General features: G+C 66.7%; 13 protein-coding genes and 1 tRNA gene. 8 read left to right on the top strand and 6 right to left on the bottom strand.

Going from position 1 to position 17087, the window contains the following annotated elements; genetic code table 11:
- Nucleotides 1-73: 73 nt before the first annotated feature.
- Complete coding sequence (locus ACN0T5_RS03285) at nt 74-1243, top strand: GDSL-type esterase/lipase family protein (protein ID WP_417767185.1); 1170 nt, start codon at nt 74-76, stop codon at nt 1241-1243.
- A gap of 488 nt (nt 1244-1731) precedes the next feature.
- On the opposite strand, the gene ACN0T5_RS03280 is transcribed toward ACN0T5_RS03285, so the two are convergent.
- Both ACN0T5_RS03280 and gltB read right to left on the bottom strand, forming a co-directional pair.
- Nucleotides 1732-3162, bottom strand: a complete 1431-nt coding sequence (locus ACN0T5_RS03280) for a glutamate synthase subunit beta (protein ID WP_417767184.1) — start codon at nt 3160-3162, stop codon at nt 1732-1734.
- A 14-nt stretch (nt 3163-3176) separates the two neighbouring features.
- Nucleotides 3177-7910 carry a glutamate synthase large subunit gene (gene gltB, locus ACN0T5_RS03275; protein ID WP_417767183.1) on the bottom strand — a complete coding sequence of 1578 codons (4734 nt, stop codon included), beginning with the start codon at nt 7908-7910 and terminating at the stop codon, nt 3177-3179.
- A 639-nt stretch (nt 7911-8549) separates the two neighbouring features.
- On the opposite strand from gltB, the gene ACN0T5_RS03270 reads away from it, so the two are divergent.
- Complete coding sequence (locus ACN0T5_RS03270; RefSeq protein ID WP_417767182.1) at nt 8550-9581, top strand: threonine aldolase family protein; 1032 nt, start codon at nt 8550-8552, stop codon at nt 9579-9581.
- Between the two features lie 100 nt (nt 9582-9681).
- Here the strand turns inward: ACN0T5_RS03270 and ACN0T5_RS03265 are convergent, their stop codons facing one another.
- Nucleotides 9682-10137 carry an Hsp20 family protein gene (locus tag ACN0T5_RS03265; protein WP_417767181.1) on the bottom strand — a complete coding sequence of 152 codons (456 nt, stop codon included), beginning with the start codon at nt 10135-10137 and terminating at the stop codon, nt 9682-9684.
- Between the two features lie 324 nt (nt 10138-10461).
- Here ACN0T5_RS03265 and ACN0T5_RS03260 point away from each other — a divergent pair, with 324 nt between their 5' ends.
- Entirely contained in the window at nt 10462-10869 is a 408-nt protein-coding gene (locus ACN0T5_RS03260) for a hypothetical protein (RefSeq protein WP_417767180.1), read from the top strand.
- Nucleotides 10870-11068: 199 nt separating this feature from the next.
- Nucleotides 11069-12058: an alpha/beta hydrolase gene (locus tag ACN0T5_RS03255; protein ID WP_417767179.1), complete on the top strand. Its 990-nt coding sequence runs from the start codon at nt 11069-11071 to the stop codon at nt 12056-12058.
- Between the two features lie 10 nt (nt 12059-12068).
- On the opposite strand, the gene ACN0T5_RS03250 is transcribed toward ACN0T5_RS03255, so the two are convergent.
- From ACN0T5_RS03250 to ACN0T5_RS03240, 3 genes are all read right to left on the bottom strand, one after another.
- Nucleotides 12069-12626 carry a putative immunity protein gene (locus tag ACN0T5_RS03250; RefSeq protein ID WP_417767178.1) on the bottom strand — a complete coding sequence of 186 codons (558 nt, stop codon included), beginning with the start codon at nt 12624-12626 and terminating at the stop codon, nt 12069-12071.
- Nucleotides 12627-12739: 113 nt separating this feature from the next.
- Complete coding sequence (gene hisN, locus ACN0T5_RS03245; RefSeq protein WP_417767177.1) at nt 12740-13531, bottom strand: histidinol-phosphatase; 792 nt, start codon at nt 13529-13531, stop codon at nt 12740-12742.
- Between the two features lie 536 nt (nt 13532-14067).
- Nucleotides 14068-14958, bottom strand: a complete 891-nt coding sequence (locus ACN0T5_RS03240) for an N-formylglutamate amidohydrolase (RefSeq protein WP_417767176.1) — start codon at nt 14956-14958, stop codon at nt 14068-14070.
- A gap of 263 nt (nt 14959-15221) precedes the next feature.
- Between ACN0T5_RS03240 and cpdR the strand changes: the two genes are divergently transcribed.
- The 4 genes from cpdR to ACN0T5_RS03220 all read left to right on the top strand — a co-directional run bounded on the left by cpdR (nt 15222) and on the right by ACN0T5_RS03220 (nt 17036).
- Complete coding sequence (cpdR, locus tag ACN0T5_RS03235; protein ID WP_067218617.1) at nt 15222-15581, top strand: cell cycle two-component system response regulator CpdR; 360 nt, start codon at nt 15222-15224, stop codon at nt 15579-15581.
- Nucleotides 15582-15790: 209 nt separating this feature from the next.
- Nucleotides 15791-15865: transfer RNA gene (locus ACN0T5_RS03230), tRNA-Val, on the top strand.
- A 250-nt stretch (nt 15866-16115) separates the two neighbouring features.
- Nucleotides 16116-16241 (top strand): type B 50S ribosomal protein L36, encoded by a 126-nt coding sequence (gene ykgO / locus ACN0T5_RS03225; protein ID WP_029059454.1) that lies wholly within the window; start codon nt 16116-16118, stop codon nt 16239-16241.
- 114 nt (nt 16242-16355) lie between these two features.
- Nucleotides 16356-17036: a tetratricopeptide repeat protein gene (locus ACN0T5_RS03220; protein WP_417767175.1), complete on the top strand. Its 681-nt coding sequence runs from the start codon at nt 16356-16358 to the stop codon at nt 17034-17036.
- Nucleotides 17037-17087: the final 51 nt, after the last annotated feature.

Raw genomic sequence — 17087 nt, 5'->3', positions numbered from 1 at the left:
GCGGAGAGCCGCAGGGCGGGTCGTGACGCGCTGGACGCTTGGAGCGGGGCGGCGCTTCCGCTAGGATCGGGTCATGATCAAGGGTCACTCCACCGGAACCGGTACCGCCTGGTATGGCACGCCTTGCGTGTGCCGCCGGGGCGCCCGTTACCTGCTCGCCATGTTGCTGACGGCGCTTCTGGCCGGGTCGCTGGGCTCGGCATCGCCTGCGAGCGCCCAGGACGGCCGGCCGATCGTGCGGCCTGGCGACACGACGGGCAGCGGCTTTCACCCGCTGACGCCGCTCTTCCGGCTGTTTGGCGTCGAGAACCGCCGCCAGCGGGTGCGTATCAAGGAGCGGAACCCGCGCCAACGCATCCAGCAACCGCGCGAGCCCGCGCGGCCCGTTGTCGTCGAGGTGCCCAAGGAAGCGGATGCGCGCGTCATTCTGGTGGTTGGCGATTCGCTGGCCGGGGAACTCGCCGAAGGCCTTGAGGCAACGTATGCGGAGGTCGCGTCGGTGCGCGTCGACAGTCTGGTGCTCGACGATGTCGGGCTCGCAGGCGCTGGCCCGGGAGATCTGGGCGACCGGATCAGCGGCATCGTCCAGGGACGCAAGGTCGCGGTCGTGGTGGCGCTGATCGGGTCGCATGACGTGAGCGATATCGAGACCGCGACGGCCACGGCCGGTTTCCGGTCGGAAGAGTGGAACACAGCCTATGACAGGCGTGTCGGGGCCTTCATTTCCGCGGCGCGGGCACAACGCACGCCGTTGGTCTGGGTCGGCCTGCCACCGCCGAAAGGACAGGCCCGGCGCGCCGATTTCAGCCATATCAACACCGTTGCCAAGCAGCGGGTCGATGCAGGCAACGCCATCTATGTCGATGTCTGGGACGTGTTCCTCGACGAGAATGGCGGCTACACCTCCTACGGACCGGACGTGGAGGGAACGCGGCGCCGGCTGCGCTCGGGCGACGGAATCGGATTTACCTGGCACGGCCGGAGGAAGATCGCGTTCTTCGCCGAGCGTTCGATTGCCCGGATCCTCGGCTCATCGGGTGCCTTCGCATTCGAGGGCGTCGAGGATGATCCCAACTTCATTGTCCTGACCGGGCGCCAGGGGGCGCCGGAGACGGTGCTGGCGGGAGCCGAGGACGCACGCAACGAGCCGGTCGCCGACACGCCGCAATACCGGCTGATCGTGCAGGGCGCGCCCCTTGCCCCGGCCAATGGCCGCGTCGACGATTTCCGGCGGGTCGAGTAGGCCGGCAGGCGGCTTCGGCGACGTCTACAACCCGGCTCACGCCTGGTGGCGGCAGGAACGTGAAATGGCGCAGGGCCGCCCGGGCACCGACCTTGCCCGATGCCCGGGGCCGATTTTTCCGGAAATGTCACAGCAGCAGGGCCGGCCGGGCCTGGAATTGCCCTGGGCGGGGGCAACGGCGAAACCCGGCGGACGTATCCCCCTGCCGGAAATCGCCTGAACCTGCATGCCCGCCGCAATAGCGGTCCTTGCGCCGACCTGTCCGCCGGTGCTGCGATCAAGCGGGGAGAACTCTCCAGTCGCCGGATGCGCAGAGCGGGGATTTCCGATCAGGCCCGGGAACAACGGCGCGGGGAAAAGCGCAGCCTGAGCGCCGGCAAGACTGAGCGGCGAGAAACGAAAACGGCGCCCGAAAGGGCGCCGTTCTTGATCAATCTCGACAATTCCGGTGCAAGATCTTCGAAAAATTGCCCGGATTTTTATCGAAATTAGCGCGGCAGGTTGGAGCTGCCGGTCAGGTGCAGGTCGATGGCGCGTGCCGCCTGGCGACCCTCGCGGATCGCCCAGACGACCAGCGACTGTCCCCGGCGCACGTCGCCGGCGGCAAAGACGCCGTCGATGGTGGTCTTGTAGTCCTGCGTGTTGGCAAGGACGTTGGCCCGGCCGTCGCGGGCGATGGTGTCCCCGAGTTCGCCGAGATAGGTGCCTTCCAGCGGGCCGGCGAAACCGATGGCGATCAGCACCAGTTCGGCCCGCAGGATGAACTCGGTTCCCTCGATCGGCCGGCGCTTCTCGTCGACGCGGGCGCATTTGACGCCGGTGACATGGCCGTCCTCGCCGACGATGGCGAGCGTCGCCGCCGCGAACTCGCGCTCGGCCCCTTCCGCCTGGCTGGAGGAGGTGCGCATCTTGGTCGGCCAGTAGGGCCAGATGTTGAGCTTGTCTTCCTTTTCCGGCGGACGCGGGCGGATGTCGAGCTGGGTGACGGACAGCGCGCCCTGGCGGAACGAGGTGCCGACGCAGTCGGAGGCGGTGTCGCCGCCACCGATGACGACCACATGCTTGCCGCCGGCCCAGTAGGGCGGTTCGCCCGAGACGTCCTCGCCGCCGACCCGGCGGTTCTGCTGAACCAGGAAGGGCATGGCGTACATGCTGCCGGCAAGGTCCATGCCGGGCAGTTCCGGATCGCGCGGACGTTCCGCGCCGCAGGTCAGGAGCACCGCGTCATGACGGTGCTTGAGTTCGTCGACGGTGATGTTGACGCCGACATTGGCCCCGTAGTGGAACTCGACGCCTTCGCCCTGCATCTGCTCGACGCGGCGGTCGATATAGTGCTTCTCCATCTTGAAGTCGGGGATGCCATAGCGCATCAACCCGCCGGCGCGCGGCTCGCGCTCGTAGACATGCACCGTGTGACCGGCGCGGGCAAGCTGCTGGGCGGCGGCCATGCCGGCCGGACCGGAGCCGACAACGGCGACGGTCTTGCCGGTGCGGAACGGCGCCGGCTCCGGGCGGATCCAGCCCTCGGACCAGGCCTTGTCGGCAATCGCCTGCTCGACCGTCTTGATCGCGACGGGCGTGTCCTCGAGGTTCAGCGTGCAGGCTTCCTCGCAAGGGGCGGGGCAGATGCGTCCGGTGAACTCCGGGAAGTTGTTGGTGGAGTGCAGGTTGCGCGCCGCCTCTTCCCAGTCGCCATTATAGACCAGGTCGTTCCAGTCGGGGATCTGGTTGTTGACCGGGCAGCCGACAGGGCCGTGGCAATAGGGAATGCCGCAGTCCATGCAACGGGCCGCCTGGCGCTCGACTTCCTTGTCCTCGAGCGGCAGGGTGAACTCCCTGAAGTGACGGATGCGATCGGAGGCCGGCTGGTACTTCTGTTCCTGCCGGTCGATCTCGAGAAATCCGGTGACTTTTCCCATTTTGTCCGTCTCCCTTACTCGGCCGCCACCAGGCCGAGCCGCTTTTCTTCCATTTCGCGAAGGGCACGCCGGTACTCGACCGGCATTACCTTGACGAATTTCGGCCGGAACTCATCCCACTTGTCGAGGATCTCCTGCGCCCATGCCGAGCCCGTCTGGGCGACATGGTTGGAGATGAGCTGGCGCAGCCGTTCGTCGTCGTGGCGGGTCATGTCGGCGGTCAGGTCGACCCGGCCCTTGTGTTCGATGTCGCCACCATGGTGGTGGAGCTTTTCCAGGAGGTCGTCTTCCTCCGGGACCGGTTCGATGTCGACCATGGCGAGGTTGCAGCGGTTGCGGAACGAGCCGTCCTCGTCGAGCACATAGGCGACGCCGCCCGACATGCCGGCGGCGAAGTTGCGGCCCGTCCAGCCGAGAACGACGACGACGCCGCCGGTCATGTATTCGCAGCCATGGTCGCCAACACCCTCGACAACCGCGATGGCGCCGGAGTTTCTCACCGCGAAACGCTCGCCGGCGATGCCGCGGATATAGCATTCGCCCTCGGTCGCGCCGTAGAGCACGGTGTTGCCGGCAATGATCGAATAGTCCGGATCGGCGCCGCTTTTCGGGCTCGGGCGGATCACCAGCTTGCCGCCGGCAAGGCCCTTGCCGACATAATCGTTGGCATCGCCCTCGAGCGTCATCGAGATGCCGCGCGCCAGGAAGGCGCCGAAGGCCTGGCCGGCGGTGCCCGTCAGGCGAATGTCGATCGTGCCGGGCTTCAGCCCCTTGTGGCCGTAGCGCCTGGCAACCTCGCCGGACAGCATGGCACCGGCCGAGCGGTCGACATTCATGATCGTTTCGACAATTTCCACCGGCTCCTTGCTGTCCAGCGCGGGAGCCGCCGCCGCGATCAGGCGGCGGTCGAGAATGTCGTCGATCGGATGTTTCTGGCGCTCGGTCCAGCGCTTCGCCTCGGCCGGGGCTTCGGGCACATGGAAGATGCGCGCGAAATCGAGTCCCCTGGCCTTCCAGTGGTCGATCATCTTTTCCTGGTCGAGAAGATCGGCACGCCCGACAAGCTCGTCGAACCGGGCAATGCCCATCGCGGCCATCATCTCGCGCACTTCCTCGGCGACGAAGAAGAAGTAGTTGACCACATGTTCCGGCGTGCCCTTGAAACGCTTGCGCAGGACCGGGTCCTGGGTGGCGACGCCGACCGGGCAGGTGTTCAGATGGCACTTGCGCATCATGATGCAGCCGGCGGCGATGAGCGGCGCCGTGGAGAAGCCGAATTCGTCGGCACCGAGCAGGGCGCCGACGATGACGTCCCGGCCGGTCTTCAGCCCGCCATCGACCTGCAGCGCGATGCGCGAGCGCAAGCCGTTCAGCACCAGGGTCTGCTGGGTCTCGGCAAGGCCGATTTCCCAGGGGCTGCCGGCATGCTTGATCGAGGTCAGCGGCGAGGCGCCGGTGCCGCCATCATAGCCGGACACGGTGATGTGGTCGGCGCGCGCCTTGGCGACGCCGGCGGCAACGGTGCCGACGCCGACTTCCGAGACGAGCTTGACCGAGATGTCGGCGGCCGGATTGACGTTCTTCAGGTCGTAGATGAGCTGCGCCAGATCCTCGATCGAATAGATGTCATGATGCGGCGGCGGCGAGATCAGGCCCACGCCTTGCGTCGAGTGGCGCACCTTGGCGATGACCGCGTCGACCTTGTGACCGGGAAGCTGTCCGCCCTCGCCGGGCTTTGCCCCTTGCGCGACCTTGATCTGGATCATGTCGGCATTGACGAGATAGTCGGTGGTCACGCCGAAGCGGCCCGAGGCGACCTGCTTGATGGCCGACCGCATCGGGTTCTGCGATCCGTCGGGGAGCGGCATGTAGCGCTCCGGCTCCTCGCCGCCCTCGCCGGTGTTCGACTTGCCGCCGATCCGGTTCATGGCGATGGCAAGCGTCGAGTGGGCCTCGCGGGAAATCGAGCCGAAGGACATGGCGCCCGTGGAGAAGCGCTTGACGATCTCGGAGGCCGGTTCGACCTCGTCGAGCGGGATCGGCTTGCGGCCCGCCTCGTCCGCCATCCTGATCCGGAACAGGCCGCGAATGGTGAAGCGGCCGTTCTCCTCGTTGGTCTCGCGGGCGAAGTCCCGATACTTCTCCGGGATGTTGCCGCGCACCGCGTGCTGCAGCGAGGCGATGTTGTCCGGCGTCCACAGGTGGCTCTCGCCGCGGACGCGGTAATTGTACTCGCCGCCCACGTCGAGCGAGCGGCGCAGCACCGGCACGTCGGCGAAGGCAAGCGCATGCCGGCGGGTCGTCTCGCTGGACACGGCCTCAAGGCCGATGCCCTCGATGCTGGTCGCGGTGCCGAAGAAATACTCGTTGACGAAGTCGCTCGCGAGGCCGACCGCGTCGAAGATCTGCGCGCCGCAATAGGACTGGTAGGTCGAGATGCCCATCTTGGACATGACCTTGAGGATGCCCTTGTCGATCGACTTGATGTAGCGGTAGACGACCTCGTCGGCGTCGACCTCCTCGGGGAAGTCGAGCTCGGCATGCAGCTGCAGCAGCGTCTCGAAGGCGAGATAGGGGTTGATCGCCTCGGCGCCGTATCCTGCGAGCACGCAGAAATGATGCACCTCGCGCGCCTCGCCGGTTTCCACCACGAGACCGACGGAGGTGCGCAGGCCCTTGCGGATCAGGTGATGGTGCACGGCGGCGGTCGCCAGCAGCGCCGGGATCGGGATGCGGGCGCGGCTGAGCAGGCGGTCGGACAGGATGATGATGTTGTAGCCGTTGACGACCGCGCGCTCGGCATTGGCGCACAGGTTGTCGAGCGCCTCGCGCATGCCTTCGGCGCCCTTGGACGCGTCATAGGTGATGTCGAGCGTCTTGGCCGAGAACTGGTTGTCGGCGGTGTCGCCGATGGTGCGGATCTTCTCCAGATCGTCATTGGTGAGGATCGGCTGGCGCACTTCCAGGCGCTTCGACGTGGCAAGCCCCTTGAGGTCGAACAGGTTCGGCCGCGGTCCGATGAAGGAGACGAGGCTCATCACCAGCTCCTCGCGGATCGGATCGATCGGCGGGTTGGTGACCTGGGCGAAGTTCTGCTTGAAATAGGTGTAGAGCAGCTTCGGCTTGTCGGAGAGCGCGGAGATCGGCGTGTCGGTGCCCATCGAGCCGATGGCTTCCTGGCCGACGGTCGCCATCGGCTGCATCAGGAGCTTGATGTCTTCCTGGGTGTAGCCGAAGGCCTGCTGGCGGTCGAGCAGGGTCTCGGCGGCGACGGGCGCACGGCCGCGCACGGCCGGCATGTCCTCCAGCACGATCTGGGTGCGGTGCAGCCAGTCCTTGTAGGGGTTGGCCGTCGACAGGCTGCGCTTGATCTCGTCGTCGGAGATGATGCGCCCTTCCTCGAGGTCGATCAGCAGCATCTTGCCCGGCTGCAGGCGCCACTTGCGGATGATCTTCTCCTCCGGCACCGGCAGGACGCCGACTTCCGAGGACATGATCACCATGTCCTCGTCGGTGACGACATAGCGGGCCGGGCGCAGGCCGTTGCGGTCGAGCGTCGCGCCGATCTGGCGACCGTCGGTGAAGGCGACGGCGGCCGGGCCGTCCCACGGCTCCATCAGGGCTGCGTGATATTCGTAGAAGGCGCGAAGGTTGTCGTCCATCAACGGGTTGCCGGCCCAGGCTTCCGGGATCAACATCATTGCCGCGTGGGCGAGGGAATAGCCGCCGCGCACCAGGAACTCGAGCGCATTGTCGAAACAGGCGGTGTCCGACTGGCCCTCGTAGGAAATCGGCCAGAGCTTGGAGATGTCGTCGCCGAACAGCTGCGAGGAGACGGAGGCCTGACGGGCGGCCATCCAGTTGACGTTGCCGCGCAGCGTGTTGATCTCGCCGTTATGCGCCACCATGCGATAGGGGTGGGCAAGGTCCCAGGACGGGAAGGTGTTGGTCGAGAAACGCTGGTGGACAAGTGCCAGCGCCGAGGTGAAGCGCGGGTCCTTCAGGTCGGCGTAATAGGCGCCGAGCTGATAGGCGAGGAACATGCCCTTGTAGACCAGCGTGCGGCTCGACAGCGAGACGATGTAAAAGCCGTTGTCGACGGCATCGGTCTCGGCGCGCACCACATTGGAAATGACCTTGCGCAGGACGAACAGGCGGCGCTCGAAGTCGTTCTCCGTCTCGCAGTCGCGGCAGGCGATGAAGACCTGGCGCGAGACCGGCTCGGTGGCGGCAATGTCCGGCGCCTTGGAGAGCGACGAGTTGTCGACCGGCACGTCGCGCCAGCCAAGGCAGGCCTGGCCTTCCGCGTCGATCACGCGCTCGACGATCGCCTCGCAGCGGGCGCGCAGCTCCTTGTCCTGCGGCAGGAAGAGGAAGCCGACGCCGTAGCGGCCCTTCTCGGGCAGCTCGATGCCGAAGCCGGGCGCCTCGGCGGCGAAGAAGTCGTGGGGGATCTGCACCAGCATGCCGGCGCCGTCGCCCATCAACGGGTCGGCGCCGACCGCGCCACGATGGGTGAGGTTCTCCAGCACCTGCAGGCCGTCGGCGACGATCCGGTGCGAGGGGGTGCCCTTCAGGTGGGCGACGAAGCCGACGCCGCAGGCGTCATGTTCGCGGGAGGGGTTGTAGAGGCCCGAGCGCGTGGCCTCCTGGCGTCGCTCGCGCAGCGTTTTGGGGGCAGTTGCATTGGCCGGTGCGGTTGTGCCTGCGAAGCCCGGTGCCTCGATCATCGCGTCGGTCTTGCTCATGTCTGCCCTCTTTCTCATCCCGTGCAGGGTCCGACCTTTCCCGTTCGGGTCGCGCTTCCTTCAAAAGAAGCCCGGCTCGTGCGGCGAAACGGGCGGAAGCCCTGACGCTGACCAGTGAAGCGGACCTGTTGCGGTCCGCTTGTCCCGGCGGTGTCCCCACAAGGGAGATCCGCCCAATACCCCCGGCATGTGCCTGCCGGACCTGCCGGCCGCCATCGGCCGGTCCCTGTCGCCTGCCTCGCGGGTTCGCATCCGGCTTTCGCCCGGCGTCGGCCCGCAGGTTCCAGGGCTCTTTTAACACATGCCGCGTCCGGTGTTCAGCCGCCAGTCCCGCCGGGTGAGGCGGGGCAGGGGCGCCGGCACAACGCGGCCAGCCCCGGCCACGTTTCGGCGTTCCGCCAAAAGGGACAGTATTCCTGTCCTATCTGGCGGAGGCGCACAATGCCAGATTTCCCGTGGGGGAGCAAGCGGCTTGCGCAAAGCGTATCAACTATTTCTTGCGCCGGGCACGGGGGCTTTTGTCATTATCGCAACGCGGACAGCGCGTCCGGAGCAAGAATGTGTCGAAGTGCCGCGCCGGCGGGCCGGCGGGGTGTTCGGCATCTTGCATGCACGGCCGTCCTGCGCCTAGATCGGGACATGATATTCGCCAGCGACAACTGGGCAGGGGCATCGCAGCCGGTGATCGATGCGATGATCCGCCACAACACCGGAACGGCGCCAGCCTATGGCACCGATCCGCTCACCGAGCGCGTCACGGCGCGCTTTCGCGAGATCTTCGAACCTCACGTCCCGGTCCTGTTCACGGCGACGGGCACGGGCGCCAACGTGCTCTCGATGGCCGGCTGCGCCCGGCCGGCCGGACTGGTGATGACCAGCGGGACGGCGCATATCCTTTGCGACGAGTGGGGGGCGGCCGAGTTCCACACGAACGGCATGAAACTGGTGTCGGTGGCGACGCGGCACGGCAAGATCGCGGCCGGGGACCTTGCCGCCGAGATCGAAAAGCATCCCGAGGGAAGCCGCTTCGGCGTGCCGGTGGCGCTGAGCCTGACCCAGGCGAGCGAATGCGGCACCGTCTACACGCCGGCGGAGGTCGCGGCGCTGAGCGCAGCGGCGAAGGCGCGCGGCATGGTCAGCCACATGGACGGGGCGCGCTTCGCCAACGCGCTGGTGCATCTGGGCTGCACGCCGGCGGAGATGACCTGGAAGGCGGGCATCGACATCCTCTCCTTCGGCGCCACCAAGAACGGCTGCTGGTGCGCCGAGGCGATGGTCGTGTTCAACCCGGACTGCGTGCGCGACCTGGCGACCTTGCGGGCGCGCGCCGGACATCTTTTCTCAAAGTCGCGTTTTGTCGCGGCCCAGTTCGACGGTTACTTCGGGGACGGCCACTGGCTGGATCTGGCGCGGCACGCGAACGCGATGGCGCGGCGGCTTGCCGACGGACTGGCGGCGGCCGGCAACAAGCTCGCCTATCCGGTGGAGGCCAACGAGGTGTTCCCGCTGCTCGATCCCGCGACGATCGCGCGGCTCAGGGCGGCAGGAGCTGCCTTCTACGAATGGCCGGAGGCGGGCCGGGACGAAAATCGCGTCGCCGTGCGCCTGGTCACCTCCTTCGCGACGCCCGAGGCCGATGTCGACCGGTTCGTCGAGATCGCCGGGGGCTGAGACCGGCGACCGGAATGGGGTATCGTCAACAAAAAGCCGGCCGGGACATCCCGGCCGGCTTCGTCATGTCAGGGCGGTGCGATCCGCCAGGGGCAGGCGGTCAGTTGACCGTCGCCTCGATCTGGCGGTGTTCGTCCGAGCCGACGCCGATCTCGATCTTGCGCGGCTTCATCGCCTCGGGGATCTCGCGCACGAGATCGATATGCAGAAGGCCGTTCTTCAGGCTGGCGCCCTTGACCTCGACATGGTCGGCGAGCTGGAAGCGGCGCTCGAAGGCGCGGGCCGCGATGCCGCGATAGAGCACCTCGCCGGCCTCGGCTTCCTGGTTGCGCTCGCCCTTGACGGTGAGCACATGCTCCTTCGCCTCGATGGTCAGGTCGCTCTCGCCGAAGCCGGCGACCGCCATGGAGATGCGATAGGCGTTCTCGCCGGTGCGCTCGATGTTGTAGGGCGGATAGCTCGGCGTGTCCTGGGAAGAGGAGGTGTCGAGCATGGAGAGCAGCCGGTCGAAACCGACGGTGGAACGGTAGAGCGGGCTGAAATCAAGATGACGCATCGTATTGTCCTCTCATTGAGCAACAGGTGATGGGTTCGACCGTCCGGATCCTGCCGTCATGGCCAGGGAGACGACCCGTGTCGCGGGCCCGTCAGCGGCGCCCGCAGACCTGAGATGGGGATGCGGGAAGTCGCCGTCAAGAGGGGCGTGGATGGCGGCAAAATGGCGGGGTGCGGTCATTCTCGGCGTGTCCCGGAGAGGGGCCGGGAGGCCGGCCCGCAGATGAATGGCGGGTGAACGGTGCCTTCCGGTTCGGTTCACGGGAGCTGCCGCATTGTCGGGATGTCGATACGGCGCCGATGCGCCCAACCAGGAGACAGACCGATGAAGACCTCGTTTTTCACCGCCGCCGCTCTCGGCTTCCTGATTTCCGTTTCCGGTGCCCAGGCACTGGATGCCCGTGCCGGCAAGACGCCGACCGCGACGCCGGCTTCCGCGTCCGTGGAAATCCAGCTCGTCGGCCACCGCCGCGGCCCGGGCTACCGGTCGGACCGCCTCGGCCCGCGCCAGATCGTCCGCCGCCTGCACCGCAAGGGCTACAAGCGGATCGGCAGCCTGCGGGCACGCGGCGATGTCTATGTGGTGCGTGCCCATGGTCGCCGCGGCGTGCCGCAACGCCTTGTGGTGGATGCCTATTCGGGCCGGGTGGTCGGTCGCACGGTTGTCGGCTGGGGCGGTCGTGGCGGCTGGGATCGCGGCGGCTGGGGCCATGGCGGCTGGGGTCGCTGGTAAGGCAGCCTGCAAACGCCGCCTTTCCGTCAGCAGGAACGGGTCGCCGGAGTTGAGCCGGCGGTCCCGCTCCTGTAAGAGAAACGGGAGCTTCCGGTTTCGGCCGGCCCGGTCTGTCCCGAAGGCCGGACCCGGCGTAACGGGCCTGTTGCAACGATCAGGGTGGACGCGCGGACGTCCGGAGGACGAAAGCGCCTTGGACATGGACCTTTTCGATCATCCGGAAAATCCGGTCCCGGCCGGCGGCATCTGCGCGGGCGTGACCACGCGCGACGGCATCCGCCTGCGCACCGCCCGCTGGATGCCGGACGGAGGTCGCCTGAAGGGCACGGTGACGCTGCTGCAGGGCCGCGCCGAATTCATCGAGAAATATTTCGAGACGATCAGCGACCTCAGGGCGCGGGGCTTTGCCGTCGTCACCTTCGACTGGCGGGGGCAGGGCGGGTCCCAGCGGCTGCTGTCCAATCCCCGCCGCGGCCATGTCGACGATTTCTCGGACTACGTCACCGACCTCGACCACGTGATGGGCGAGATCTCGCTCGCCTGCATGCCCGGGCCGCATTACCTGCTTGCCCATTCGACCGGCGGCGCCATCGCGCTGCTTGCCGCGCGGCGCCTCAGGACCCGGGTGGAGCGGGCGGTCCTTTCCGCGCCGCTGATCGGGCTCGGAAAGGTCGGGGGCAAGCTGCCGCAACGGGTCATCTGCCCGCTGGCAAGCCTGCTTTCGGCTTTCGGCTTCGGCCAGGCATTCGTGCCCGGCGGCAAGGAGAAGCTGGCGATGACGTTCGAGAGCAACCCGCTGACCTCCGATGCGGCGCGCTTTCATCGCAACGAGGCCGTCCTTTCGGCCCATCCGCATCTGGAAATCGGGGCGCCCACCGTCGACTGGCTGGCATCCGCCTGCCGGTCGATGAACCGCTTCATGGCGCCCGATTTCGGCCCGGCCCTGTCCTTGCCGGTGCTGATCGTCGCCCCGGCAGGGGACGGGATCGTGTCGACGCGCGCGGCCGAGCGCTTCGCCCGCCAGACACGCTCCGCGCGCTTCCTGGAAATCGCCGGCGCCCGCCACGAGTTGCTGATGGAGGACGATCTCTATCGCGACCAGTTCCTGGCAGCCTTCGATGCGTTCGTCGGCGAAACACCGGTTGCGGGCCGGCCGGCACATTTCGAACCGGCGGTGCCGTCAGCCTAGGGTCCTGACCCTAGGGCGACGGATCTTCCGTCGGCACCGGCCCGCGCACGGCGCGATCCAGCTCACGCATCAATTCTCCAACGCGGCCACCTCCGGGCGGGGCGGCGGGATAGCGACGCAACACGCTTGCCACAAGGGGTGTCGCCAGGTCCCGGAGCGTCGCCAAATCGCCGTCGGCCTCTCCTTCACCGGAAAGTTCGATCGCGCGCGCGGCATGGGCGGCCGATCCGAGAATGTGTTTGACCTGGGTCGAAGCGGCGAGCGGGTGCAGGTAAGCCGCGCCGGCCGCGGCTGCGGCGGCACGGGCCACCTCGCCGGCGGCGATACCGCCCGTATCGGTGACCTCCCTGGCTGACCGCAGCGCCGCCCAGGCGCACTCGCGCAGCAGCCTGCTCCGCCTGGCGCCATTCGCGAATGCCAGCGCCGCCTCAACCGCCGCGCCCGGACGCATGTCGGCCGGATTGCGGGCTTCGAAGACCGGAAGAACCAGGCGGGTGCAGGCGACCGCGTAGGCCGCGACCGCGCGCAATTCGTCAAGGCCCAGTTCGATCCGCGTGTCCCGTTTCATCGTGTACCGCCAGGACCGTTGCATCCGGTCTTGCCGCCCGGACGCTCATGACCGTCGCCAGGGGACGCCCCGGCCGCCGCGTGACGAGATTGCCGATCGTGCTCCCGCGCGCGTCAGACGGCGGCCCCGGCAAGCATTGCCAGCACCTTGTCGTGCAGGCGCCGGTCGCCGGTGGCGATGATCTGTCCGCCATTTGCCGGCGAGTCGCCGCTCCAGTTGGTGACGGCGCCGCCGGCGCCCTCGATGATCGGCGCCAGGGCGACAATGTCATAGGGCTGCAACCCGGTCTCGATGACAAGGTCGACCTGGCCGCTTGCCACCATGCAATAGCCGTAGCAGTCGGTGCCGTAACGGGCCGTGCGCACCGTGCGTTCGATCTCCAGATAGACATCGCGCTCAGTGCCCTGGAAGAGGCCGGGATGGGTGGTGCAGATGATCGCATCCGAAAGGTCCGCGCAGTCGCGCGTCTTCAGCGCATGGCGGGCACCGTGCCGCGAGCGCCATGCCGAGCGGCCGTCGCCGTAGAAGCGCTCGGCCACATAGGGCTGGTCCATGACGCCGAAGACCGGCTTGCCGTGCCGGTTGAGCCCGATCAGGGTGCCCCAGGTGGGCAGGCCGCAGATGAAGGCCCGGGTGCCGTCGATGGGATCGAGAACCCAGACATGCTCGGCGTCCAGGCGGACATTGCCATGCTCCTCGCCAAGGATGCCGTGATCGGGATAGGTCGCCTCGATCAGCTCGCGGATCGCCGTCTCGCCGGCCCGGTCGGCGATGGTGACGGGGTCGAAACCGCCCTGCTCCTTGTTGCCGACCGAAAGGTCGGTGCGGAAATGCGGCAGGATCGCCTCCGCCGAGGCAGTGCAAAGCCGGTCGGCGAATGCGGCAAGGTCTTCGGTCTTCAGCATCGGGAGCGGTTCCTTCAAATCCTGCCGCCCCCGGACCGGGCGCTTTTGCGGACAGGGTCGATTCGGGATGTGGCGGGCTTGGCAAGAGTGCGGATGTGGCGCGAAAAGCGGCAATTGCCTGATTGAACCTCTTTTAAGCAGCGGCAGGCGGCGAAGTCGAGCGGAAATCCCGGCGCGATCAAATTTATCAACGAGCTTTAATAAAGATCATGTATTTGATTTATATGAGTTTTTTAAATTTCAGTACTCGAATTTTCTGCAAAAAATGAATTTCGATATTGACTTTTGTGCGCCGCGAGCAGAAATTGTTGCAGTGCGATATGGCTTGCCAGATCGCGCCGCCCTCCTTGGGCGTTTCCTCCCTAGACTCGGGCCGCCTCGCAAGAGTGCGGCCCTTTTTTCTTGGGGGTCCGCTCCCCTGTTTCCGGGTTCCGACACGGCGCGCGTTTCGAAACGCGGCGATGCGTCTCTTCTGTGCCTGGGGCGCCTGGGAGGCCGGGCTTGCGGGCAGGGCGGGCGTGGTGCTTGCCGGCCGGCTATTCCGCGGCGAGCGCGTCCGGGATCAGGCCGCTGTCGGGCAGGGCGACGAGCGCTTCGTTGAAGCGGGCAAGGTCGGCCGCGAACGCGTCGAAATCCGAGTTCCGGTCGGTGCGCGCCTCGTCCATGTAGAGGCTGCGGTTGATCTCGATCTGCAGCGCATGCAGGCCCTTGGCGGGGCGGCCGTAATGCTCGGTGATGAAGCCGCCGGCATAGGGCTTGTTGCGCGCCACGGTGTAGCCCATGTCACGCAGGATCTCGGTTGCCAGGTCGACCAGGGTGTGCGCGCAGCTGGTGCCGTAGCGGTCGCCCAGGATGAAATCGGGGCGCGGCCCGTTGTCGCTGCTGCGGATCGTCGAGGGCATGGAGTGGCAATCGACCAGAACCGCATAACCGAAATTCACATGGGTTCTGGCAAGCAGCCGGCGCAAGGTCAGGTGATAGGGCTTGTAGATCGTCTCGATGCGGTTGAGCGCTTCGCGCACCGACATGCGTCCGCGATAGATCTCCTGGGCCTCGCCGACGACGCGGGCAATGGTGCCGAGGCCTCCGGCGACCCGGATCGACCGGCTGTTGGCATAGGCCGGCAGCCGCTCCTCGTACATCTTCGGGTCGAGTTCGTAGGGCTCGCGATTGACGTCGAGATAGGCGCGCGGGAAGCAGGCCCGCAGGAGCGGCGCGCCAAGCCCGGTGACGCCGGAAAAGAGTTCGTCGACGAAAGCGTCCTCGGACCGGCGGATGGCGATGCGGTCGAGCCGCGAGGCGTTCAGGAACGGTTCCGGATAGTGCCGGCCCGAATGCGGGGAATTGAACACGAAGGGAACGTGCTGTTCGGCGGGATGCAGGACCTCGAAGGCTTCCGTGTCCTCGAACCCGCTGACGACCTGCATGATCCGCCTTCTCCGAATATCCCGACTGTCGCAGCTTGCGCGAATTCCCTATTAGTCCCCGAATCGCGGTTAATGTCCACATGCCCGGTGGGTAACGCGGGGCGCCGACGGGACGACCGTCGCTTTCACTGGATGTTTACCGCCTTTCGGCCTTATAACCGTCGAAGGAAATGTGCCAAAACGGGATATGGCAAGCATCGCCGGGCAGGCGGGACCGGGCACAGCACACGGGACGCCGCCACGAGCGGGATGGGCAAGACGAAATGACACGAATCCTACTTGCGGAAGACGACAATGACATGCGCCGGTTCCTTGCCAAGGCGCTGCAGAAGGCCGGTTACGATGTCGTCTCCTTCGACAACGGCAAGAGTGCCTATGAGCGCCTGCGCGAGGAGCCGTTCTCGTTGCTCCTGACCGATATCGTGATGCCGGAAATGGACGGGATCGAACTGGCGCGCCGCGCCACGCAGCTCGACCCGGACCTCAAGGTCATGTTTATCACGGGGTTTGCCGCCGTCGCCCTGAACCCGGATTCGCAGGCTCCCAAGGACGCCAAGGTGCTGTCCAAGCCGTTCCACCTGAAGGACCTGGTCCTGGAAGTGGAGCGCATGCTGGCCGCCTGACAGGCGGCGGGGCCGGTTCCTGAAGGCTTTCCGCCCGCACCGGGGGGATGTTTTCCACCGCTTGTGCGGTTCTTCCGGGATCGGACAAAGAAGTTTCAGATGAGGGCTTGCACCGTCTTTCGAAGCCCGCTATATCGCTTGCCACCATGCCAGACAGATGGTGTTGGTACCGGACTTCGCGGCGGATCACCGCCGGTTTTTCAAGGTTCGGGCGTGTAGCTCAGCGGGAGAGCACTACGTTGACATCGTAGGGGTCACAGGTTCAATCCCTGTCACGCCCACCATTCTTGCCGTTTGTTCCGGGCGTTCCGGGCAGACGGAAAAGCCCGGCGAGGCCGCCACCGGACCGGTGGCGATGTTTCGCAAGCCGGGAGCGCGGCCTGAGGCCGGCGCGCCGGGACACGAAACAGAGACCCGCCAGGCGACACGGACGCGGCAAGAGCCGTGTTCCGAGGTTGAAACGGCAGGCGCCTCGCGCCAGCGCAACATGCAGGATGCCGCCGCCAACGTGGCACCGTTGACGGAGAAGAGACAATGAAGATCAAGAACTCTCTGAAGGCGCTGATGGGCCGTCACCGCGACAACCGCATGGTTCGCCGCAAGGGCCGCGTCTACATCATCAACAAGAAGGCTCCGCGCTTCAAGGCCCGTCAGGGCTGACGAAGGCCGGCTGACGGCGCGCTTGCCGCGCCGGTGCCGGGTGGACGCTTTCTCATTTGCCGATCCCATTGACGATCGCATCCGGTGAGCCATACTTACCGGATGCGTTTTCTGTTGTCTGCCGCCCTGACTGTCCTTGTCGCCGCCGGTGCGGTGACCGTTCCGGCGGTCCTCGCTCCCGCAAGCGCGCAAGGTGCGCCCGACGTTTTGCCGCCGGAGGCGCTGCCGCCGTCGGTGGACGATCTCGACACGCCGACGACGGAGCTCGAGGCGCCGTCCGGTCCGGCACCGGCGATCACCGGTGACAAGGACGGAACCGGCGAGCTCGACGCCCTGTTTGCCGACCTTGCCGGGGTCGCCAGCGAGGCCGAGGCAAAGCCGATCGTCTCCCGCATCCAGCGCATCTGGTCGACATCGGGCAGCGCCACCGTCGACCTGCTGATGTCGCGCGCCGCCATGGCGATGAGGGCGAAGAACCTGCCGCTGGCGCTCGACCTTCTCGATGTGGTGGTGCGGCTTGCTCCCGACTACGCGGAAGGCTGGAACCGCCGGGCGACAGTCAACTACCTGCGCGAGGATTTCGGCCGGGCCATGGTCGATATCGAGCGCGTCCTTGCGATCGAACCGAGGCACTGGGGGGCGATGTCGGGGCTGGGCATCATCCTGCGCCGCATCGGCCGCGACGACGAGGCGCTTGCGACCTTCCGTCAGGTGCTGACGATACATCCGATCAGCGAGAACGCGCGTAAAGCGGTTGACGATCTGGCGGCGAAGGCGGCCGGGTCGCCGATCTGACGTCGCCTCAGGCCGGTCGCCGGCGGGGGCGGACAGATCGCCTGAAACCCG

This window comes from Stappia sp., assembly GCF_048261845.1.
GTDB lineage: Bacteria > Pseudomonadota > Alphaproteobacteria > Rhizobiales > Stappiaceae > Stappia.
The sequence above is the reverse complement of the archived record's forward strand: the minus strand, read 5'-3'. Positions and strand labels throughout refer to the sequence as shown.